The sequence below is a fragment of the Undibacterium paludis genome (assembly GCF_022568815.1).
In the GTDB taxonomy this organism is placed as follows: domain Bacteria; phylum Pseudomonadota; class Gammaproteobacteria; order Burkholderiales; family Burkholderiaceae_D; genus Undibacterium.
Window position 1 is genome coordinate 194669 of the sequence record NZ_JAKZHX010000008.1, and the last position, 20107, is coordinate 214775.

Below are 20107 nucleotides of genomic sequence, written 5' to 3' on the forward strand. Positions count from 1 at the left end.
CTGTTTTATGACGGCAAATGCGCCGCTTCAAAATCGCTTATTGGCACAGGTTTGCCAAAATGGTAGCCCTGGTAGGCATAGCAGCCGTTGCTGGCCAGGTAGTCTCTCTGTTCGGCGTTTTCCACGCCTTCGGCAATGACGGACAGGCCCATGCTCTGGCCGAGGGCGACGATGGTCCTGGCGATGGCGGCATCGTTGGCGTCTGTCAATACATCGCGTACAAAGGACTGGTCTATCTTGAGCTGGTCCAGGGGCAGGCGTTTCAGGTAAGTCAGGGATGAATAACCGGTGCCAAAGTCATCGAGCGAAAAGCATAGTCCGGCCGCTTTGAGGATTTCCATTTTCTGTATGATGTCTTCCACATCTTCAACCAGCAGGCTCTCGGTCAGTTCCAGCTTCAGCAGACGCGGGTTGGCGCCGCTTTGCTGGATGATATCCATGATCTGGGCCACCACGTCGATCTGCCTGAACTGGCGTGCACTGACGTTGACGGCGATGCTGAGGTGGCGTGTGCGTTCATGCTGAGCCCATGCTACCAGTTGCTGGCAAGCCGTCTGAAGGACCCAGGTGCCCAGCGGTAGTATCAGGCCCGTCGACTCGGCCAGGGGGATGAATTCTGCCGGCGATACCATGCCGCGCTGCGGGTGCTGCCAGCGCACCAGGGCTTCGGCGCCGATGAGTTCGCCGTGTTTGCCGACCTGTGCCTGGTAATACAGTTTCAGATCACCATTGCGCAGGCCTTCGCGCAATTCTTTTTCCATCACCGCCCTGGCGGTGACAACAGCCTGCATGCCAGGGTCAAAAAAGCGCAGGGTATTGCGGCCAGCAGTTTTTGCGGCATACATGGCCAGGTCGGATTGCCGCATCAGTTCATCGAAGTTGCTGTGATGATCGGCGATCAGTGTTGCCCCTATGCTGGGGGTGCTGTGACATTCATAGCCTGCCAGGTCATAGGGGCGGTTCAATGCCTGCAGGATTTTTTTGCCGACCATTTCTATCTGGTTGGCGGCTTCGTTGGTGGCGACGCTCAGGTTTTCCAGCAGGAGCACGAATTCATCGCCACCGAGGCGCGCCACCGTATCACCTTCGCGCACACAACTGCACAGGCGCTCTGACACTTGCTGCAATAACAGGTCACCCTTGAAGTGGCCCTGGGTATCGTTGAGTGTCTTGAAATTGTCGAGGTCAATATACAGCAGGGCGCCCTTGCGACCGCTGCGGGCGCTGGCTGCCAGGGCTTGCTGCAGGCGGTCAGTCAGCAGGCGGCGGTTGGGCAGCTTGGTCAGGGGGTCAAAGAAGGCCAGGTTCTTGATTTCATCTTCCGCTGCTTTTCGGGTGGTGATGTCGATCAGGGTGAAAACATAGTGCAACAGTTCATTATTGCGGCCCTTGACGGCAGTGATGGTCAGCCATTGCGGGCTGACATGGCCATCCTTGTGACGGTTCCAGATTTCACCCTGCCAGGAACCTTCTTGCTCCAGCTGCTGCTCCATCCCGGCATAAAAGGCAGCGTCATGGCGGCCGGAGTTGAACAGGTCGGGCGTCTTGCCTGCCACATCTTCGCGGTGATAGCCGGTGATTTCTGTAAATGCGCGGTTGACCTGTTGTATCAGCTTGTTGGCGTCGGTGACGAACATGCCTTCGTGCGATTCAAACACGGTGGCAGCCAGGTGCAGGCTTTGCTCGGCCTGCTTGCGTGCTGTGATATCGCGTACAAAAGCCGGGAACAGTTCCTGCCCCGGCAGGTAGCGTACCGATACTTCAACATCGATGATGCTGCCGTCCTTGCGCCTGTGCCTGGCCTCAAATTGCTGGCTGCCAGCCTTGCGTACACTGTTGAGCCTGTCATGGACCGACTGGCCGTACTCTTCGTCAATGACGTCGACATCGGTAATGCTGAGTTTAAGCATTTCTTCGCGGCTGTAACCCATCATGGTGCAGGCAGTCTCATTGACCGCCTGCAGTTTGCCGTGCTCATTGACCAGCCAGAACGCATCCATGGCGGTCTGTAAAATCATCTCGTCAAGATCTGTCATGCGCTTGCGTTCAGTGATGTCAATCGCCAGTCCCCCGAGCAGGGGGGCGCCGTCAGACCCCGAAAACACGAATTTATTGACCAGCCACCAGCTGGTCGTGCCATCGGCATTCTCCGAAGGCCAGATGGCCTCATCCTGCAAACCGGACTTGAGCAGTTCCTGGTCACTGTTGAAATAGGAATCGGCAATTTCAGCGGGCCACAGTTCATGATCAGTTTTGCCAATCACGTCTTCCATATTGCCGGCAAAGCGGCGGACAAAATTGTCGCTGACAAACTGATAGCGGCCCGCCATGTCCTTGACCCAGGCAACGATGGCGCTGTTGTCGAGGAAGGCCCTGAACTGTTCGTCGCTATGTTGCTGGGCTGTTAGCATGCGGTTGAATTCGCGCGCCACCGCCCGCAGTTCTGCCGGCCCCTGTATGCTGGCACGCGCACCCAGATTGCCATCGTGCACCGTACGGGCAACCAGTTCCAGCGCCACCATGGGCCTGGTAATACGCCTCGTAAATGCCGTCGCCACCATCAGCAGCATGATGATCATCAGCAGTACCAGGGCGATGGATTCAATGGCGCGGGCCCAGGCATCGGCAAAAACCGTATTGGACGGTACACCGACAAAGGCGACCAGGCCAAACTCCTGCATAGGGGCGACGGAAAAAAAACGCACGACGCCATCTATCGCCTGGCTTTCAAATTCACCATCTTTGGTCTGCACGATACGGCGGGCGGCATCGGCATTGGGGCGTGTGCCGATGACATGATCAGGGTCAAGATTGCGCCAGACCATGATGCCGTCATCGCGGAAATATCCGTAACGGCTGGAGTCGGGTAAAAATTGCGCAGGGATGCTGGGGTCGTAAAAATTCACATTGAGGTTCAGCAAAACCAGGGCAACGATCTGTTGCCTGTCATTCCATACCGGCATGCTCAGGGTCGTGCTCCAGGGATCACTGACGCTATTGCGGCGTGGCGCGGCAATGCTGAATCCTTTCTTGCTGATGGCAGCATCGATCTCATCCTTCCTGATCAGGTCACGCATGGGTGGTGTCGTGCCACCCTTGACCGTACACAGTATCCTGCCCTCCAGGTCGATGATGGCGATGCGCGCATAGGCAGGGTCCAGAGTGGCGAGATTGCTCAACTTGACCGGACAATCATCCAGGGAAAGCTGTCTGACCTGGGGCAGGTTGGCGATCCCCGTCATGATCTGGCGTGCCTGTACCAGGTCGCCACTGGTATTCTTGATCATGACATTGGTCATGGTACGCAAGGACTTCTTGGTGTATTCAGTAGATTGCTTGAAATCGTGATAGATACCAAAACCGACAGCCGCAACCAGGGGAAACGACACCACCATGACCAGCATCAGCAAATAGCTGCGTATGGACCGTGCCTGCTCGGTCGCAGCAGCAGGGCGTATGTCGTCACGTGCCTCGGTCATCGTGCTTCCCGCAGTTGTCATGGTTGGAATGCAAACCCTGTATTCATTTCATCTTTAGTGCCTTTGCTGATGACCTGGCATGGCAGGCGCAGGCATATACTGATGTCGACCAGTCAAGTTCCCAGCACACCCTAATTTACCACATGCCATACTGTTGCTTGTCATCAAAAAACCTTGCAGTCATGAGTGTTGTTAAATGGCAATATAATTGTTCATTGCATAATAACTCGCTGGCTTTTTGAAATATAGACCAACTTTGCCACGCTCGCCCATTTTTTGAATGCACTCCCATGAACTATGCCCTGTACCTTGCTGCGCTGCTTATTTTCATCGTGGGCCTTGCCCATTCTTACCTGGGTGAGCGTTACATCCTGATACGTCTGTTCAGACGCGGGGATTTGCCCAAGATATGGGGTAGTGCCGATCTGACCAGGCAGACCTTGCGCCTGGCCTGGCATATCACCACCGTCGCCTGGCTGGGCCTGGCTGCCGTATTGCTCAATCTTGCCTATCCGCCGGTGACGGCAGGCAGTCTGTGCCGCATCATAGGCGTCTGTTTCTTGCTACAGTTCCTGGTATCTGCCGTTGGTGGCCGTGGACGGCATTTTTCGTGGCTATTCTTTCTGGCAATAGGTCTCTTGTGCCTGTATGCGGCGCAAGGGTAAGGCTGGTCCCGTTTTTCTATTTAACTTACTCTTGATCAGTACAATTGATGAGCACACCTCCACCCAGTCCACGATTATTCGCCATCTTTGCCAGAGAAGCACCTGTGGCTGCTATCTTCGCGCGCGGACCGACCAGCTGGTTCCACGTGATACGCTGGGATACACGCCATGACAGCTTTGAATCCGGCGCATGGATACGCGGCCGTATTTACCCCGAGCGCTGCGATCTGTCGCCAGATGGTGAACTGCTACTTTACTTTGTGCACCAGGGAAGAAAATACAGGACTAGTGGACTGTAACAGTGAAAGCGGAAGTGAAGGACATGTGCCCGGTGAGGCAGGGCAAGGCGCAAAACACAGCGATAGCGGGGCTATCGCGAGTATTTGCAACGCCGCCATGGCCGCCGCGCACATGGCAGGCACTTCGCTTTTTACTGTTACAGTCCACTATCTATACATCGGCCTGGACAGGCGTCAGCCGCCTGCCCTGGCTGCACGCATTGGGACTCTGGCCACAGGGCCATACCTGGGGTGGTGGCGGGCATTTTGAAGCGAATCGTCAGATATGTCTTGCTGTCGGACATTTGGCGCAGCCCCATCCCGAGCATATTCCCCATGGGCTGGATGTGTTTAGCGGAGGCGGGCAGCGTCAGTTGATCAGTCATGAAGTTGCCGGTGCAGAATGGTCGGGTCGCGATCAGAACAGGCGCCTGATCTTTGCTGCCGATGGCAAACTGCACTGGCAGCGTGATGATGGGACTGTACAGGTATTGGCTGACTTCAATGGCGATAAACCAGACCCACGTGAAGCGCCAGCCTGGGCCAGGCGGCCGTTGACCGGCTAGTCTGGAGGCAGAAGCAGGAGCAGTTTGAAAATAAACTGGCAATCAAGAGCTGAGGGCAAATACAGGCTGCACCGTAAAATGCTAGACTTGCCCCAGCCTTCTCGAATCCACCTTCCCATCCATGAAAAAATACATTACAAAGACCCTGGTAATTGCATTGCTGGGTTTGGCAATGACCGGTTGTTCATCTGCCCGGCAGCAAGCCTTGCCAAGCACAAACGACGATAGCAACTACCGTCCTGTCATCCTCGTTTCTATTGACGGTTTCAAGCCTGATTACCTGGGCCGTGGCGTCACTCCTGCCCTGATTGCACTGGCTGCCGGTGGTGTGCGTGCCGAGGCGATGCGGCCTTCGTTTCCATCCATTACCTTTCCCAATCATTACACCCTGGTGACAGGCTTGCGGCCTGACCATCACGGCATCGTCGACAATACCATGGATGATGCCGCCATACCCGGTGTACGCTTCAAGCTCAGTAACACAGAGGCGGTATTGGACAGGCGCTGGTGGGACCAGGCCGAGCCGGTCTGGGTGACGGCAGAAAAGAACAGGGTCAGGACAGGGATCATGTTCTGGCCGGGTTCAGAAGCCGCCATACAAGGTGTGCGCCCGACCGAATACCGTGCTTTTGATGACAAGCTTGCCCCTGCCGCGCGTGTCGATACCCTGTTGGGCTGGCTCGATAAGCCCATTGCCCAACGGCCAGGCTTCATGACGGTGTATTTTGACCAGGTTGACCATGCCGGCCATGAGTTTGGCCCCGACACGGCAGAGGTGACCGCTGCCGCAGCGCTGGTGGACAAGGCCATTGCCCGCCTCATGGATGGCTTGCGCAGCCGTCATGTCGACGCCAATATTGTCATCGTGTCTGATCATGGCATGACTGCGATCAGCACTGAGCGTGTCATACAGCTGGACCAGATCGCTGATCCGGCCAGCTACGAGGTGGTTGTCTTTGGCAGCAATGCCGGTATCAATCCCAGGCCAGGAAAGGAGGACCTGGTGACACAGGCCCTGCTGAAGTCGCATGAACATATGCAGTGCTGGAAGAAGGAAAACATACCGCAACGCTTTCACTACGGCAGCAATCCGCGCGTGCCGCGCCTGTTCTGTTCAGCCGAACTGGGCTGGTCCATCGTGCCGGAAGCCAGGGCGATAAGCAAGGCAAAAAAAGGTGCGCATGGCTACGATAACCTGACTGCGGACATGCAAGCCCTGTTCATCGCCAATGGCCCGGCTTTCAGGAAAGGCATTGTACTTGCACCATTTGATAATGTGGATGTCTACCCGTTGCTGATGAAGTTGCTCAATGTGCCCGCGCTGGCGTCTGACGGCACCTTAGAAGCGACAAGGGCGGCGCTGGCTGAATAAGCAGAACCCGCCTCTCGCCACCAGTATGCGGTGGCGAGAGGAAAGTGTCAGTGCATGCTGTTCAGTTCGGTGGTGGCGTATGCGTTACCTGCGGACACTGGAATGGTGCTGCCGCGCTGACGACCGGCACAGTCCGGTACTGATCAAAAAAGTTCGTATAGCCACGATAGCCGTTCCATGGGCCGGACGGGTCATCATAGGTAATGGTCACGCCGTAGCAGGCCTGGATTTTTTTATCTGCTCCCGCGTGGCCATAGGCCTTGTTCATTGCGACACCAAAATTGGCGTCATGCTCGTCAAACCAGGCGTTCCAGATATTGTCCGGATCGTGCCATTTCTTTTTCTTCCAGCAGAATTGCTCTGACCAGTCGGTACGGCAATATTCTTGCTGGGTGACATTACTGATATCGACGGGTGCTTCGTCGTACATCAAGACCATGGGTGGAATGGACAGGGAATTGCCTACTGCATTCAGGGCACAGCCCGCCTGGTAGTCGAGTGGTTCGGGAAATTTAGGGTCCGATTCAAACGCGGCATAGGACGACGGCAGGATAAACTTGTTCTCCACCGTGTTGCGGTCATAGCAGGTCTGCGCCTGGTAATCCCATATCGCGTTTGCCTTGGATGACGCCGAACGCCATGGGCGCTGTGCGTCCGTACCGGCAGCATTGTCCTTGATACCCCAGAGCATATTGAGTGAGCCACGCGACTGCCCTACCAGAAACAGATTGTCAGGGTCAATGTGCAGTTGCGCTGCGTTGTAGCGCATGAACTGTATGCCGTCACGTATATCAGTATTACCGGGTGTCTGGTTGAGCTTGGTGTCGTATGATGCAACCGGATGCCTGAACTCCAGTGTGATTACTGTGTAGCCAGCATTCAAGGCCTGCACCAGCACGCTCTGGAACAGGGTAGAGGTCGCATACGGGTTGTCACTCGGTGTCGTGCTGTCCTTGTACATGAACTTTTCTGTCTGTCCATTCGGATGCGTGAAGATCACCACCGGGCGCTTTGTGCCAACCGGGTCAGTCGCCGGATTGGTGGCCGTGTAGACGGATGCACGTTGCGTCAGATAGGCCGCCGAACCCGGTTCCCACCAAACGGCACTGTCGCCATAGCAGTAATTGTCGCGTTGCCAGAACGTGACCTGGCCCGCCTGTTTTTTGTAATCGATATAGGCGACGGTGTGACTGGTAGCGCCGGGCAATGCAGACGAGCAGGCTGGCGGCGGCAAGCTGGCGTTTTGTGCAAAGCCTGACCCTGCGTACAGCAGCGATAAAGAACAGGCCAGTTGCATGGCTGTCTTGAATGAGAATTTCATGAAATACCCTCCCTGTGGGTTGTCAATGTATAGAGCGAGAAACGATGAGACGTCAGGTGACGCAGTGAAGCAGCGTCCCTGACTGATGTGAAGCAATTTATGTGAAGCAATGAGTACAACGCAGTGCAAGGCAAGGTTTTTCAAGATCAAGCTTGCGTTTTCTTATGCATGCAACGCACCTGTGCACCCATCCTGAATTGCTTGCCGGACCGATTCTAGCTTTGTTCTTATTGTCACAAAATTACTGTTACTGCAGATTACATGTAACTACAAGGGTGAAACTTGGTCGTGCTCGTCCAGCCCCGTAATCGTCGTAAAAGCTTGTTTGATGACAGATTTTTCTTACAAGTTCGGCATGAAAGTTACAGGGCATGTACACAATGATTCTTCCGGTATTCATGTTGCAAAATCCCGTGCAGTTATGGTTGATGTCTCGAAGGAGAAAGGGGAAGGAGGTCGTGGTTTGTAAGGATATTTAAAAAATAGCTTGCAAATAGATAGTGCACTATATAAAATGCGAAACATGAAAACCTCAAACAGCAAATCAGCCCCGGCCCCACAGCTTGGCGACCAGTTGTGTTTTGCCTTGTACTCGACTTCACTGGCGATGAACAAGCTCTATCGCAAGCTGCTCAAGAACATGGGAATTACTTACTCCCAGTACCTGGTATTGATGGTTTTGTGGGAGCAGGATGAGCAGACCGTGAACGATATAGGCGATCGCCTGATACTTGATTCGGCTACGCTGACACCCTTGCTCAAACGTATGGAAGCGCAAGAGCTGATTACCCGGGTACGTTCGGCAGAGGATGAACGACAAGTGATTATCTCGCTGACAAAAGCTGGCAATGACCTGCGCAAGCAGGCAGCGGCTTTGCCGACTTCGGTATTGTGTGCAGCAGAATGCTCGGCTGATGAGGCGCGTGACCTCAAGCAGGAGATACTGGCTCTGCGAGCGGCCCTGATGAAAAATGCCTGAAGCGGGAGAGTAAAAGTGTTTGCTTATTCATGCAGTTCAATTAAATATATAGTGCACTATTTAATAGTGTATTTTATCGATGTATTTAATAGAGCAGAATGGAAGAAGACATGATCTGCATATGCCATTGCTTGTCGATGATTTATCCATGAAGCTATCTGTCATGGCACAGGTATATTAAATACATAGTGCACTATTTAATAGCTGATTATATAAATAATTTTGACAGGCCAGGCGGCTGGCAGCCTGGTCTTTGTTAGCAACAAGCCAGTTTCGATTTATCCCACTAACGGCGGTCAGATTGACCGCCACCTTATAAAAGGAAATCAACATGACACACCTGAAATCGCTCATCGCTGCAACCGCCATCAGCCTCTCTGTGACCCATGCCTTTGCTGCCGGCAGCCCCGGCGTAGAGCCGACGACGCAGGCTTTTTTGCAGGCGCTGGAAGCCGGTGGCGGCAAGCCGCTGGAACAATTGCCGGTTGCCGATGCGCGCGCCGTTCTGGTGGGCGCGCAGGCTGGCGTCAAGCTCAGGCTGCCTGCTGCTGATGTATCAGAAAAAATCATCAAGGCAGATGGCGCCGACATCAGGCTGACCATCGTGCGCCCGGCTGGCATCAAAAAAACCTTGCCCGGATTTATGTTCTTCCACGGTGGCGGCTGGGTGCTTGGTGATTACCCTACGCATGAAAGACTGGTGCGTGACCTGGTGGCAGAATCGGGTGCGGTAGCCATCTTCGTCAATTACACACCGTCGCCTGAAGCGGGCTATGGCGTTGCCATCAACCAGGCTTATGCCGCAACCAGATGGGTGGCCGAGCATGGCAAGGAAATCCGTGTTGATGGCAGTCGTCTTGCCGTCGCCGGCAACAGCGTTGGCGGCAACATGGCAGCAGTTGTCAGTCTGATGGCAAAAGACCAGGGCGGCCCCGCACTGCGTTCACAGGTATTGCTCTGGCCCGTGACTGACGCCGATTTTGACAATGGCTCTTACCAGCAGTTTGCTGACGGTCACTTCCTGACGCGCAACATGATGAAATGGTTCTGGGACAATTACACGACGGACCAGGGCAAACGCAAAGAGCTTTACGCCTCACCACTGCGCGCCACGACGGCGCAATTGAAAGGCTTGCCGCAAACCCTCATACAGACAGCAGAATTTGACGTCTTGCGCGATGAGGGCGAAGCCTATGGCCGCAAGCTCGATGAAGCCGGCGTCAAGGTCACGACGGTACGCTACAAGGGCATGATCCATGACTTTGGCCTGCTCAATGTGCTGGCCAACGTACCGGCAGTGCGCTCTGCCATGCAGCAGGCGGGTGGTGAGTTGAAGCAGAGTTTGAAGTAAGATCGATCGGATGCCTGGGTAGCTGTGCAGTCAGACAAGGTCAATCATGCTACCCAGGCGCAGTGCTGGGCTCAGGTTTTTGATTCAACAATGTCCAGCCTGTAAAACCCGGCCACAGAGTCATCCTGTACTGTTGTCGCAGTAATCGTCGTATGATCATCACCAAAGGCAACCGGGGCCAGGGTGATGCCATTGATGACGGCCTGCACGGTATAGCCGGGGCCCGTCCGTAAATTCAATGCGGTAAAATCGCGCGCCTGGGTAATTTCCTGCTCGAACAGGCCATGCATTTGTATGATGAAGCTGACTGGTGGCGTACAGGTCTTGTACAACTGCATGAAAGGCGGGCTGCTGCTGCCTGTTTCTACCAGGCGCAAAGCATAGGATTTGTTTTCAAGGTCCTGGTCTATCTGCGCGACATAGGCGGCATTCTCATTTAACTGCACGCGGTCAGAAGTGTATTCTGTATTGAGAAAATTGGCCTTGGCAGTGATGGTGCCTGTCATGTCCGTGCGTAGTTCCAGCTCGCCACCGCCACCGAGCCGTACCCAACGAGCGATGACGAGATCGCCTTTGCTGATGGTGAAAAATGCTTCATGGCTGGTGCTGTTGACGACGGTGATGGTCATGGGAAACTCCTTGCTGAAGGTGGGCTGGTCTATGGATATGTCATATTCTACATTGCAATTTTTTAATAAAAACAATTGCTTCCTCATCAGGCGAGAAAGACTTCCCTTATTATTTTTATCTGAAAATCGCTGCGGACTGCCGTTGTTTATGCATCATCGACGGGAACGTCGAGTCCGGCTTTCACCCGGCTCATCGCCACAAAGGTCTTAAAGCGTTTGACATTATTGCTCTCAAAGAAGAGCTGACGGACCAGTTCGTTGTATTGCGCCATGTCGCGTACGGCGAAGATCAGCACAAAATCACATTCACCGGCAACGTAATAGCATTGCTGAACTTGTGGGCAGGCAAGGAAGGTGGTCTTCATGGCATCAAGCAGATCCATGCGTTCATTTTCAACCTCCACTTCGACGACGATGGTCAGCGGATAGCCGAGTGCATCCGGGCGCAATTGGGCTGTGAAGCGTTCTATGACCCCCTCATCGCCCAGACGCTTGAGACGGCGATTCACCGCAGCAGTAGAGAGGTTGACCCTTTCCCCCAGCGTGCTTTGCGGCAGGCTGCTGTCCTGCTGGATTTCAGCCAGCAGGCGACGGTCAAAATTGTCCAGGGTAGTCATCAGTGGCTAGCTATCAGTCAATATGATCGGTGAATTTGCAAAGATTTTGCGCTTGCGCATGCAATATCCGTAAATATTACCACTAGGTGCGGAATATGATTGCAGGCAATATTCATCCCATGACAGGTGTCGCCATGTTGCTAAGCAATCCACATGCTCTACGTACCCATTATCCGGCTGATCTCGCCGCCATCATGAATATACAGCATGCGCAGGCAAGCAGACGCTGGCTGGCTCCCTGGAAAGAACTCGCCAGCGCTGCAACACCATTGTATGTCTTGCCAGACCTGGCAGGCCAACTGCAATTGGCCTGCGTCCATGTGAAGGATGAGTCAGTCCGTTCATCGCTGGGTAGCTTCAAGGCACTGGGCGCGCCGGTGGCGCTGATCAGGCAGGTTTTGCGTCTCTACCCTGAGTCTGCCATCACACCTGAAGATGTACTGGCAGGCCGCCACGCACAGCTGCTGCAGAATTACACTGTCATCAGCGCCACGGACGGCAATCATGGACGCAGCCTGGCTGCGGCTGCCAGATGCGCGGGCTGCCGGTGTGTGATTGTGCTGCATGCCCAGGTCAGTGCTGAGCGTGAAGCGGCAATCGCGGCTTTTGGTGCAAAAATAGTGCGCATTGAAGGCAACTATGATGAGTCTGTGGAAGTGGCTGCGCAGATGGCGCAGGACCATGGCTGGCAGGTGATTTCTGACACGTCTTATGAAGGCTATGAAGATATCCCTCGTGATGTCATGCAAGGCTATGGCACAATCGCCGCCGAACTGGTGGAGCAGGCTGCAGGAGATGAAGGAAGAAGCACATTTACCCATATTTTCCTGCAAGGTGGTGTTGGTGGACTGGCCGCCGGAATCGTCAGCTACTTCTGGGAATTGTATGGCGCAAACCGCCCCCGTTTCATCGTGGTGGAACCTGCACAGGCAGACTGTCTTTACCAAAGCGCCCTGTATGGCCGGGCGGGCAGGGCGACCGGTACGGTTGAGTCCATCATGGCGGGGCTGGCATGCGGCGAGACTTCGCCGCTGGCATGGCGCTTTTTGCAGCCTGCTGTCGATTATTTCCTGACGATAGACGATGAACTCGCCATCGAGGCCATGCGCAAGCTGGCGACGGGCAGCGAGGACGATATCCCCATTGTCGCCGGGGAATCTGGCGCAGCGGGTCTGGCCGGTCTGCTCAGTATATGCGACAGCAGTATCTGCATGAAGCAATTGGGGCTCGATACCAGTTCAAGAGTGCTGGTGATCAATACCGAAGGGGCAACCGCCCCATCGGTGTACCGTGAATTGACTGGTGTGGCAGCAGAGATGGTGCTTTCTCAACAAAAAAACTGGAAGGACGCACACCATGGAAACAGCTGACATCAATGCATCCCTGCAGGCAGAATTGCTGGCCTGGCGCAAGCATTTGCATCAGCATCCCGAGACAGGTTTTGAAGAAGTGGCGACATCTGACTACGTTGCCAAAGCCTTGCAGAACATGGGACTGGCAGTATATCGCGGCATCGGCGGCACTGGCGTGGTGGCCAGCCTGAGTGCAGGCAAGGGTACAAGGGCGATAGGCTTGCGTGCGGATATGGATGCCCTGCATATTACCGAGAACGCACCCGGCAGGCCACATGCCTCATGCACGCACGGCAAAATGCATGCATGCGGGCACGATGGCCACATGGCCATGGTGCTGGGCGCAGCCAGGTTATTGACTACCAGGCCAGATTTTAACGGCACGGTACGCTTTATCTTCCAGCCGGCAGAAGAACACGGGCGCGGCGCCAAGGCCATGATGAGTGATGGCCTGTTTGAACGCTTTCCCACCGATGCGATTTTTGGTGTGCATAACATGCCAGGCATATCAGCAGGTTCTTTTGCCACCCGCGCCGGCGGCATCATGGCATCGGAAGATAATTTTGTCATCCACATCAAGGCACGCGGCACGCACGCAGCCAGGCCACACATGGGCATAGACCCCATCGTCATCGCTTCGCAGATCGTGCTGGCCTTGCAGACCATTGTTTCGCGTAATCTTGATCCGGGTTTACAGGCGGTGATCTCCTGTACGGAATTCATTACTGACGGCATCAGGAACGTGATTCCGTCCAACGTCATCATCAAGGGAGATACCCGCAGTTATTCCCGCGAGGTGCAAGCCATGCTGGAACAGCGCATGCGCGACATCAGCGAGGGAATCTGCCGCATGCATGGTGCAGAATGCACGTTTGAATATACCCATGAGTTTGCACCGACTATTAATTCAGCCGAGTTTGTCGACGTTGCCGCCAGGGCAGCTGCGAATATTGTGGGCAAAGAAAATGTCGACGCCAATGTACAGCCCATGATGATCTCTGAAGATTTTGGTGCTTTCTTGCAAACCATACCTGGTAACTTCAGCTTCATTGGCAATGGTGTCGCAGACGGCCCGGGCGGCATACCCTTGCACAACGCAGGCTATGACTTCAACGATCAAATCCTGTCGACCGGTGCACGCTACTTTGCTGAAATTGTGCGACTGGAATTGCCTGCCGCCCAAGCCGTCTGACAGGACCGTTTGCGCTTTCACATTGTCCTCTTTGCCTTTTGCAGAGGGAGGCCTCCCCCTGTTTCTACAGGATCAATGCAGACATCTATGAGCCTGAGTCCATTCAGCGAATTACAGCCTGACAGCTGTGCTTCGCTGGATGTGCCGATTTCACATTGATCGCCCCTGAATTGCATCTAGACCACTTCCTTTCATCATTGCTAGGGTAGTCCCCTGCCGTTTTATCAGTTGCGGCAACCGGGATGCTGCAAGGCTACGGTCAGGTTTTACATAATTGATATTAAAAATATAACCACAATCTTGGAGGAGAATATGAAAAAACAATCAGTCCTGAAAAAGAACAGCATAGCTGGCGTCGTGCAGTCGGCGACACCATTGGCAAAGTCTTCATACCGGTATTTCGCAAGTTCCATGCTCATGCTGGCGTTAAGCGCCTGTGGTGGTGGAAGCGGCGCCGGTGCTGAGTCTGACACCAATATGCCCATCCCGCCCGCCGCTGCTCCGCTAGCGCCAGCACCCGAGGCGGTGCAGGGTACCGGCTTTGTTGAGCTTGACGTCAGCCAGGGTAACCGGGTCGTGTACCTGTATACGTCGATGGTCGTGCCGCCGCACCCACCTGCTACCGGTACACTGTTTCTCTGGCCTGGTCTGCAGCCAGGCGGGGCCAATTATCTGCCCATCGACAATGGCGTATTGCAGCCCGTGCTGACCTGGGGTAATTCATGCGCACCGGGAAACCAGCCTGCGGCCTATTCGACCTGGTGGATATCGGCGCAATACGTCAATACGATAGGGCATGAAAAAAATTTCACCGGTTGTCAGGGCGGTTCAATGATGGCGGTCAATGTTGGCGACAAACTGGCGATATCCATGTATCTGCGTGGCACTGTCTGGACACAATACATCCTCGATGTGCAGACAGGTCAGCATGTCAGTTATGACATTGACCTGCGTGGTCAGGCGCAGAATCGCAGTATCTTCATGATTGAGTCTTACGGCCTGCGTCCGGCGGTCGATGTGACATTCACAGACACCTATATCCAGTTCGCCAATCCCGAAGCCAGCGCCTGCCGTGTCATCCGGCGCGGCATCAATGATACGGTGTCTGCACCTGTCTATTATGGTGACAATTACTGCTATGTGAAGAACATGACTTTGCGCTCATGGTAAGGGTTGAGCGTTCGATACGGGAACGGCCACCCTGTGCGGCCGTTGCGATCAACCCCTGGTCAGGTGCTCCCGGCTAGGCGCCCCCGGCTAGGCACCCCCGGCTAGGCGCCCCCGCCGTTATGCATACGCAAGACGCTGCGCATTTGTTTGACTTCGTCCAGCGGGCTGCGGCCGAACAGGCGTTTGAATTCGCGGCTGAATTGTGAGCTGCTTTCATAGCCTACGGTATTCGATGCGGTATAGGCGTTCATGCCTGAACGTATCATCAGCAACCTGGCCTTGTGCAGGCGCATGGCCTTGATGTACTGGATGGGCGTGGTGCTGGTCACCTGCTTGAAGTGCAGGTGAAAAGCCGGCACGCTCATGCCGGATTCGTGCGCCAGGCTGTCGACGTCAAGCTTGTTGCTCAGACCTTCATGGATCATGCGCAGGGCGCGGGTGATTTTCTGGAAATGACTGCCTTGGCTCAAAGCTGCCCGCATGGCTGCACCCTGCTCACCCATCAGTATGCGGAAATAGATTTCACGCACGATGGCGGGCGCCAGCACCCTTGCTTCCAGCGGGGATGCCAAGGCTTGCAGCAGGCGCAGTACAGCGTCAGCCAGGGTGTCGTCCACCTGGGTCGCATACATGAAGGCAGGCGCACCGACTGGCGTAGCAGGTGCATTGGCTTTTACCCCTGCCTGTGCTTCCTGCACTGCCAGCGCCAGTTCTGCCGCCAGCGATTGCTGTATGCCCAGGTGGATGCCCAGCATGGGGTGATCCGGTGTGGCTTCGGTATCGGCTTCAAAAGGCAAGGGTGCAGAGACCACCAGGTATTGCCGTGCATCATAAACAAACATGGCGTCGCCCAGATAGGCACGCTTGCGTCCCTGCACAATGATGCAGATGCAGGGTTCATACATGACTGGCGTGCGTTGCATGGGCCGTTCGCTGCGCATGAAATGTACATACTCCAGCGCCGAGGCGGTAAAGCCTTCCTGCAGGGCCATGCCGGCCACGATGCTTGCCAGTCTGTGATTGATGTCGTCCTTGTTTGGCATAAACGTGATGAAGAGGAACAGGCACGCATCATAGCAATAATATCGCTGAATTTGCGACGTGCAATAGGATTAGGCAAGAATCAGAAAGTTTCCGGCATTCAGTTCGGGGCCATATCTGCCTATCATGGCCACATTCCGCAATCAGCGGACACACTTGAAAGGCAGATCATGAAGCAAAAAACCTGGTTAATTACCGGCGCCACCCGTGGCATAGGCGCAGCCATCGCCAGAGCCGCGCTCGATAGTGGTGACAAGGTCGTCGTCACCGGTCGCGATATCAACAAACTGGAAAGCCAGTTCGCCAGCTATGGTGACAAGGCACTGTCACTGGCGCTTGACGTCGATGATGAAGCGCAGGCACAAGCCGCCGTCAAGGCAGCCTGCGCACAATTTGGCAGCCTTGATGTACTGGTCAATAACGCAGGTTACGGACAGCTTGGCCTGTTTGAAGAAATCAGCACGGCAGAAATCCGCCAGCAGTTCGACACCAATGTCTATGGCAGCATGAACATGGCACGCGCCGTCTTGCCCGTCATGCGCGAGCAAAGAAGAGGGCATATCTTCAACCTGTCTTCAATAGGCGGCATCGCCGGTTTTGAGAGCGCGTCGATTTATTGCGCCAGCAAATTTGCCATCGAAGGTTTCTCGGAATCGCTGGCGCTGGAAGTGGCGCGCTTTGGTATCCACATTACCATTGTCGAACCTGGCTTCTTCCGCACTGATTTTCTTGACCAGACATCGGTGCGTTATGGCAACAAGACCATCGCTGACTACACCAACAGTGGCATCGGCAGTCGCGAGAGTTATGCCAGCTATAATCATCAGCAGGCCGGTGACCCCGTCAAGCTGGGTGCCGCCATACTGTCCATCAGCAATATGGCTGAGCCGCCATTACGCTATGCAGCCGGTTCTGATGCGATAGAGGTTGTTGGCGCCGCTTTGGAGAAACACCAGCAGGTATTGCAGCAATGGCGGGTTCTGTCTGTCTCGACAGACGGGGATTTTGCATAATGCCGGCATGAGCGCAGGGGGGCATGTTGACAAGGATGAGCATGCCTTACCCTGCAAATGCACCGCGTCGGTAATTTTGTCAAATTGACAAAGTGTGACATACTCCTACTGTTCTTATGACAACGAACAGGGGAGGATGAATGCAGGATGTTTTGCAGCGATGGCTATGTGTGGGCAAGTGGGCCAGGCGTCTGGCCCTGATCGCCGGCTTGCTCGCCAGCGGCATCACGCAAGCTGCTAACGAGATCAACTGGTATGTTTTCCCGCTGCCGCCTTTGTACATTCCGGACGGACCAGGCAAGGGTGAGGGTATCGTCGACCTGGCCTTGCAGCGCCACCTCATCCCCAACTTGCCGGATTACCAGCACAAGCTCATCCATGTCCCGCTCAAGCGCCTGGAATTGATGCTCAAGGAAGAAAGCAATGCCTGTGCACTGGGTCTGTTCAAGAATGCAGAGCGCGAGAAAACCATGGTTTTTTCCACGCCATTCTTTGCCCAGGTATCACCGGGTGCCATGATCCCGCGTGCACAGGTTGCACAACTGCGCCCCTATCTTCTTGTGGGTGACAAACTCAGTCTGGGCAAATTGCTTGAAGATGGAGCACTGACTGTGGGCGTGCAAAGTGGTCGCAGTTATGGCGCCGTAATAGACGAGTTATTACAGGCCAACAAGGACAGGAAAAACATCTTCTTCAACAGCGCACCGAACGCGGCGAAAAGCCTGTTCCAGATGAATGCCCTGGGCCGTGTCAACCTGATACTGGGCTACCCTTACGAAGCCACTTTCCTCAACAGCCGTGACAGCGCTGATTTTGTCGACCTTAAATTTTATCCCCTGCAAGAGCAGCCTGCCTTTTTGCTGGGTTATGCCGCATGCTCCAAAAGCCCCTTCGGCGAACAGGCCATAGAACAGATCAATGCTGTGCTGGCCCGTCGGGAAATCCTGGAGGCCATCGCCTCTTATTATGAAAGCTGGATGCCCGAAGATGCCCGCCCATTGGCGCGGCAGGTTTTCAGCCAGGCTTTTCCGGTCAGGGCAAGGGCGCGCAAGTAAGTTGGCGGTGCTACAATCCGGTACGACAACAGATTGCCATAGATTCTATATTCACCATGCAACTCGACAGATTCGACCGCCAGCTACTGAACCTGGTACAGCAGGATTCCAGCCTGGCGGCCGAGCGCCTGGCTGAACAGGTTGCGCTGTCACCGTCGGCAATACAGAGACGCCTGCGCCGTTTGCGCGAGCAGGGCGTCATCATGCGTGATGCGGCGGTTGTTGATCCAGTTAAAATAGGTCGTCCCAATTTTTTCATTGTCTCGCTCGAAGTCGAGCGTGAGCGGCCAGAACTGCTGGCGCAGTTACGCAACTGGCTGAGTGAACATGAACAGATACAGCAGGCTTTTTACGTGACTGGCGAAGTCGATTTTGTCCTCGTCGTCACGGCGCCACACATGGAAGCCTTTGAAGCGCTGATGTCGCGTCTCATGCAGGAAAACACCAATGTCAGGCGCTTTACCACCAATGTGACACTGGGCCTGGTCAAGCGTGGGTTGAATATACCTGTACCGCTGGATGAGGCGGAATAATCGATTCACTTGACTGTGCCTGACTTTGCCTGACGGTACTTGATATTGCCTGGTCTTACTGTGCCACCTATAGAATAGCGTCATACGGCGGCAGCAAGGACAACGTGCTAGTTGTACGGCGATTGCGCTAGCAATGTGCGCGTAGTGTTGTAATGGAGTCAGGTACATGACGCTGCGCTCGTCCTGCTTTCGCGAGTGACGAAATCATCGGGTAATCCAAGTGGTTTTGGTTCTGCAATGTTTTTTTGACGCTTGGCTGCTGGAGCTGCCGCATGGTCAGAAAGCCGTACGCCGCGATGCATAGCGTGGCGTGATGGTGAAACCCACGCCAACCACGCCCCTCATCATATCCAAGCCCAAATTCCTGCTATCAGTTCCTGATAGTCGCGCTCGATCCGCCAACGCATTTTTGTCACAAACACAATTTGCTCAAGTGTCGCATCCCAGGGCGCTGTTGAGAGGAAATACTTTAGTGGCTCGACATCCCCCTCCGGCCATTCGATCAGCAGCCATTCTTCAGCGCGCATCTCGGTGGCAAGGTAGTCCCGGTGGGCGGGACGCCCTACACACCGACGCCAATCTCAACGCATATTCACTGCTTAAGCTCATCTTAAGAATCAAAGTTCATTATTACTTCCTGGATGAGAGTCCTGCAATTGCATACCCCTCAGTCTCTTGCATGGGTTCTTCATCAGCGAGTGACAGGTACATGATTTTTAAGTTTGAGAATTCCCTGAATTCCTAGAGGAGATCGAAATGAGCAATATATCAACTTCACAAAGTGACACTAGCTGTACCGAAAGTTCCACCAAGAAAATCCAGGTATGGGATGTGCCTGTGCGACTTACCCACTGGTTGATTGCCTTATGTTTTACGGGTGCCTATCTGACAGCTGAAGTGGATTCCTTGCGTCTGCTCCATATAAGCATGGGATACACCATGTTATTCTTGATCTGTTTTCGTCTGCTCTGGGGATTTATCGGCAGTAAATATGCACGCTTCTCTGAATTTGTGCGTTCACCTGCTACTGTCATTCGTTATTTGCGTGGCATGATATCCGGGCATCCAGCTCATTTCACTGGGCACAATCCGGCAGGTGCCATCGCGATTATCGCAATGTTAGGTCTAGGCTTAATCGTCACAATATCGGGCTATGCCAACTATAATGAATTGGGCGGCGAATGGCTGGAAGAAGCGCATGAAATAGCGGCCAATATTATGCTGGCAGTAGTTGGCGTACACATTGCGGGTGTTTTACTTGCGAGTTATTTACATCGTCAAAATCTGGTACGCAGCATGATAAGCGGCCGTAAACTGGGGCAGCAACAGCAAGCTATACATAGCACCCGGCACTCGGTTGGCATCGCACTGATGTTAGTGGTACTCGGATTCTGGATTTATCAGGCGAGTACAGCAACGTCTGCAACAAGCACAGAAAAGACGCAGTCGAGCAAAGAAGGTTCAGATAAAGACCGTGACAGAGATTGAATCTGG

At 54.3% G+C, this 20107-nt stretch carries 18 protein-coding genes and 1 pseudogene; 13 read left to right on the forward strand and 6 right to left on the reverse strand.

Translation table 11 applies throughout. The features are described 5' to 3' along the window. Nucleotides 1-5: 5 nt before the first annotated feature. Complete coding sequence (locus LZ463_RS15150) at nucleotides 6-3500, reverse strand: EAL domain-containing protein (RefSeq protein WP_241456662.1); 3495 nt, start codon at nucleotides 3498-3500, stop codon at nucleotides 6-8. Between the two features lie 269 nt (nucleotides 3501-3769). On the opposite strand from LZ463_RS15150, the gene LZ463_RS15155 reads away from it, so the two are divergent. From LZ463_RS15155 to LZ463_RS15170, 4 genes are all read left to right on the forward strand, one after another. Next, a complete protein-coding gene (locus LZ463_RS15155; RefSeq protein WP_241456663.1) occupies nucleotides 3770-4144 on the forward strand; it encodes a hypothetical protein in 375 nt (124 codons plus the stop codon). A 47-nt stretch (nucleotides 4145-4191) separates the two neighbouring features. After that, on the forward strand, nucleotides 4192-4443 hold the full coding sequence (locus LZ463_RS15160) for a hypothetical protein (RefSeq protein WP_241456664.1): 252 nt from the start codon (nucleotides 4192-4194) through the stop codon (nucleotides 4441-4443). A 2-nt stretch (nucleotides 4444-4445) separates the two neighbouring features. Beyond that, a complete protein-coding gene (locus tag LZ463_RS15165) occupies nucleotides 4446-4988 on the forward strand; it encodes a hypothetical protein (RefSeq protein WP_241456665.1) in 543 nt (180 codons plus the stop codon). Nucleotides 4989-5109: 121 nt separating this feature from the next. Beyond that, nucleotides 5110-6360 carry an alkaline phosphatase family protein gene (locus tag LZ463_RS15170; RefSeq protein ID WP_241456666.1) on the forward strand — a complete coding sequence of 417 codons (1251 nt, stop codon included), beginning with the start codon at nucleotides 5110-5112 and terminating at the stop codon, nucleotides 6358-6360. A gap of 61 nt (nucleotides 6361-6421) precedes the next feature. Here the strand turns inward: LZ463_RS15170 and LZ463_RS15175 are convergent, their stop codons facing one another. Then, a complete protein-coding gene (locus LZ463_RS15175; protein WP_241456667.1) occupies nucleotides 6422-7681 on the reverse strand; it encodes an alpha/beta hydrolase family protein in 1260 nt (419 codons plus the stop codon). A gap of 523 nt (nucleotides 7682-8204) precedes the next feature. Between LZ463_RS15175 and LZ463_RS15180 the strand changes: the two genes are divergently transcribed. Both LZ463_RS15180 and LZ463_RS15185 read left to right on the forward strand, forming a co-directional pair. Then, nucleotides 8205-8660, forward strand: a complete 456-nt coding sequence (locus LZ463_RS15180; protein WP_241456668.1) for a MarR family winged helix-turn-helix transcriptional regulator — start codon at nucleotides 8205-8207, stop codon at nucleotides 8658-8660. Between the two features lie 331 nt (nucleotides 8661-8991). Then, on the forward strand, nucleotides 8992-10011 hold the full coding sequence (locus LZ463_RS15185) for an alpha/beta hydrolase (protein ID WP_241456669.1): 1020 nt from the start codon (nucleotides 8992-8994) through the stop codon (nucleotides 10009-10011). A 71-nt stretch (nucleotides 10012-10082) separates the two neighbouring features. On the opposite strand, the gene LZ463_RS15190 is transcribed toward LZ463_RS15185, so the two are convergent. Further along, on the reverse strand, nucleotides 10083-10640 hold the full coding sequence (locus LZ463_RS15190) for a hypothetical protein (protein ID WP_241456670.1): 558 nt from the start codon (nucleotides 10638-10640) through the stop codon (nucleotides 10083-10085). A 146-nt stretch (nucleotides 10641-10786) separates the two neighbouring features. Beyond that, nucleotides 10787-11260 (reverse strand): Lrp/AsnC family transcriptional regulator, encoded by a 474-nt coding sequence (locus tag LZ463_RS15195; RefSeq protein WP_241456779.1) that lies wholly within the window; start codon nucleotides 11258-11260, stop codon nucleotides 10787-10789. Nucleotides 11261-11391: 131 nt separating this feature from the next. On the opposite strand from LZ463_RS15195, the gene LZ463_RS15200 reads away from it, so the two are divergent. The 3 genes from LZ463_RS15200 (at nucleotide 11392) to LZ463_RS15210 (ending at nucleotide 14971) form a co-directional block, all read left to right on the forward strand. Then, nucleotides 11392-12627, forward strand: coding sequence for a diaminopropionate ammonia-lyase (locus tag LZ463_RS15200; RefSeq protein ID WP_241456780.1), 1236 nt, complete (start codon nucleotides 11392-11394; stop codon nucleotides 12625-12627). After that, nucleotides 12614-13801, forward strand: a complete 1188-nt coding sequence (locus LZ463_RS15205) for a M20 aminoacylase family protein (protein WP_241456671.1) — start codon at nucleotides 12614-12616, stop codon at nucleotides 13799-13801. The genes LZ463_RS15200 and LZ463_RS15205 overlap by 14 nt, the downstream gene beginning before the upstream one ends. Nucleotides 13802-14113: 312 nt before the next feature. Next, nucleotides 14114-14971 carry a hypothetical protein gene (locus tag LZ463_RS15210; RefSeq protein WP_241456672.1) on the forward strand — a complete coding sequence of 286 codons (858 nt, stop codon included), beginning with the start codon at nucleotides 14114-14116 and terminating at the stop codon, nucleotides 14969-14971. Between the two features lie 101 nt (nucleotides 14972-15072). Here LZ463_RS15210 and LZ463_RS15215 read toward each other — a convergent pair whose 3' ends face one another. Continuing rightward, nucleotides 15073-16014 carry an AraC family transcriptional regulator gene (locus LZ463_RS15215; RefSeq protein ID WP_241456673.1) on the reverse strand — a complete coding sequence of 314 codons (942 nt, stop codon included), beginning with the start codon at nucleotides 16012-16014 and terminating at the stop codon, nucleotides 15073-15075. Nucleotides 16015-16182: 168 nt separating this feature from the next. Here LZ463_RS15215 and LZ463_RS15220 point away from each other — a divergent pair, with 168 nt between their 5' ends. The 3 genes from LZ463_RS15220 (at nucleotide 16183) to LZ463_RS15230 (ending at nucleotide 18613) form a co-directional block, all read left to right on the forward strand. Beyond that, entirely contained in the window at nucleotides 16183-17025 is an 843-nt protein-coding gene (locus LZ463_RS15220) for an oxidoreductase (protein WP_241456674.1), read from the forward strand. 140 nt (nucleotides 17026-17165) lie between these two features. Next, nucleotides 17166-18080 (forward strand): TIGR02285 family protein, encoded by a 915-nt coding sequence (locus LZ463_RS15225; protein ID WP_241456675.1) that lies wholly within the window; start codon nucleotides 17166-17168, stop codon nucleotides 18078-18080. A 56-nt stretch (nucleotides 18081-18136) separates the two neighbouring features. Further along, on the forward strand, nucleotides 18137-18613 hold the full coding sequence (locus tag LZ463_RS15230; RefSeq protein WP_241456676.1) for an Lrp/AsnC family transcriptional regulator: 477 nt from the start codon (nucleotides 18137-18139) through the stop codon (nucleotides 18611-18613). A gap of 158 nt (nucleotides 18614-18771) precedes the next feature. Here the strand turns inward: LZ463_RS15230 and LZ463_RS15235 are convergent. Then, nucleotides 18772-19173, reverse strand: a pseudogene (locus LZ463_RS15235) (IS701 family transposase); the annotation flags it as partial. A 196-nt stretch (nucleotides 19174-19369) separates the two neighbouring features. Here LZ463_RS15235 and LZ463_RS15240 point away from each other — a divergent pair. Continuing rightward, nucleotides 19370-20101, forward strand: a complete 732-nt coding sequence (locus tag LZ463_RS15240) for a cytochrome b/b6 domain-containing protein (RefSeq protein WP_241456677.1) — start codon at nucleotides 19370-19372, stop codon at nucleotides 20099-20101. Nucleotides 20102-20107 lie beyond the last annotated feature (6 nt).

What these genes read in the sequence shown, in the direction of transcription:
- LZ463_RS15150 (WP_241456662.1), bottom strand. Translation starts at nt 3,500, where the DNA reads ATGACAACTGCGGGAAGCACGATGACCGAGGCACGTGACGACATACGC.
- LZ463_RS15155 (WP_241456663.1), top strand. Translation starts at nt 3,770, where the DNA reads ATGAACTATGCCCTGTACCTTGCTGCGCTGCTTATTTTCATCGTGGGC.
- LZ463_RS15160 (WP_241456664.1), top strand. Translation starts at nt 4,192, where the DNA reads ATGAGCACACCTCCACCCAGTCCACGATTATTCGCCATCTTTGCCAGA.
- LZ463_RS15170 (WP_241456666.1), top strand. Translation starts at nt 5,110, where the DNA reads ATGAAAAAATACATTACAAAGACCCTGGTAATTGCATTGCTGGGTTTG.
- LZ463_RS15175 (WP_241456667.1), bottom strand. Translation starts at nt 7,681, where the DNA reads ATGAAATTCTCATTCAAGACAGCCATGCAACTGGCCTGTTCTTTATCG.
- LZ463_RS15180 (WP_241456668.1), top strand. Translation starts at nt 8,205, where the DNA reads ATGAAAACCTCAAACAGCAAATCAGCCCCGGCCCCACAGCTTGGCGAC.
- LZ463_RS15185 (WP_241456669.1), top strand. Translation starts at nt 8,992, where the DNA reads ATGACACACCTGAAATCGCTCATCGCTGCAACCGCCATCAGCCTCTCT.
- LZ463_RS15190 (WP_241456670.1), bottom strand. Translation starts at nt 10,640, where the DNA reads ATGACCATCACCGTCGTCAACAGCACCAGCCATGAAGCATTTTTCACC.
- LZ463_RS15200 (WP_241456780.1), top strand. Translation starts at nt 11,392, where the DNA reads ATGTTGCTAAGCAATCCACATGCTCTACGTACCCATTATCCGGCTGAT.
- LZ463_RS15205 (WP_241456671.1), top strand. Translation starts at nt 12,614, where the DNA reads ATGGAAACAGCTGACATCAATGCATCCCTGCAGGCAGAATTGCTGGCC.
- LZ463_RS15210 (WP_241456672.1), top strand. Translation starts at nt 14,114, where the DNA reads ATGAAAAAACAATCAGTCCTGAAAAAGAACAGCATAGCTGGCGTCGTG.
- LZ463_RS15215 (WP_241456673.1), bottom strand. Translation starts at nt 16,014, where the DNA reads ATGCCAAACAAGGACGACATCAATCACAGACTGGCAAGCATCGTGGCC.
- LZ463_RS15220 (WP_241456674.1), top strand. Translation starts at nt 16,183, where the DNA reads ATGAAGCAAAAAACCTGGTTAATTACCGGCGCCACCCGTGGCATAGGC.
- LZ463_RS15225 (WP_241456675.1), top strand. Translation starts at nt 17,166, where the DNA reads ATGCAGGATGTTTTGCAGCGATGGCTATGTGTGGGCAAGTGGGCCAGG.
- LZ463_RS15230 (WP_241456676.1), top strand. Translation starts at nt 18,137, where the DNA reads ATGCAACTCGACAGATTCGACCGCCAGCTACTGAACCTGGTACAGCAG.
- LZ463_RS15240 (WP_241456677.1), top strand. Translation starts at nt 19,370, where the DNA reads ATGAGCAATATATCAACTTCACAAAGTGACACTAGCTGTACCGAAAGT.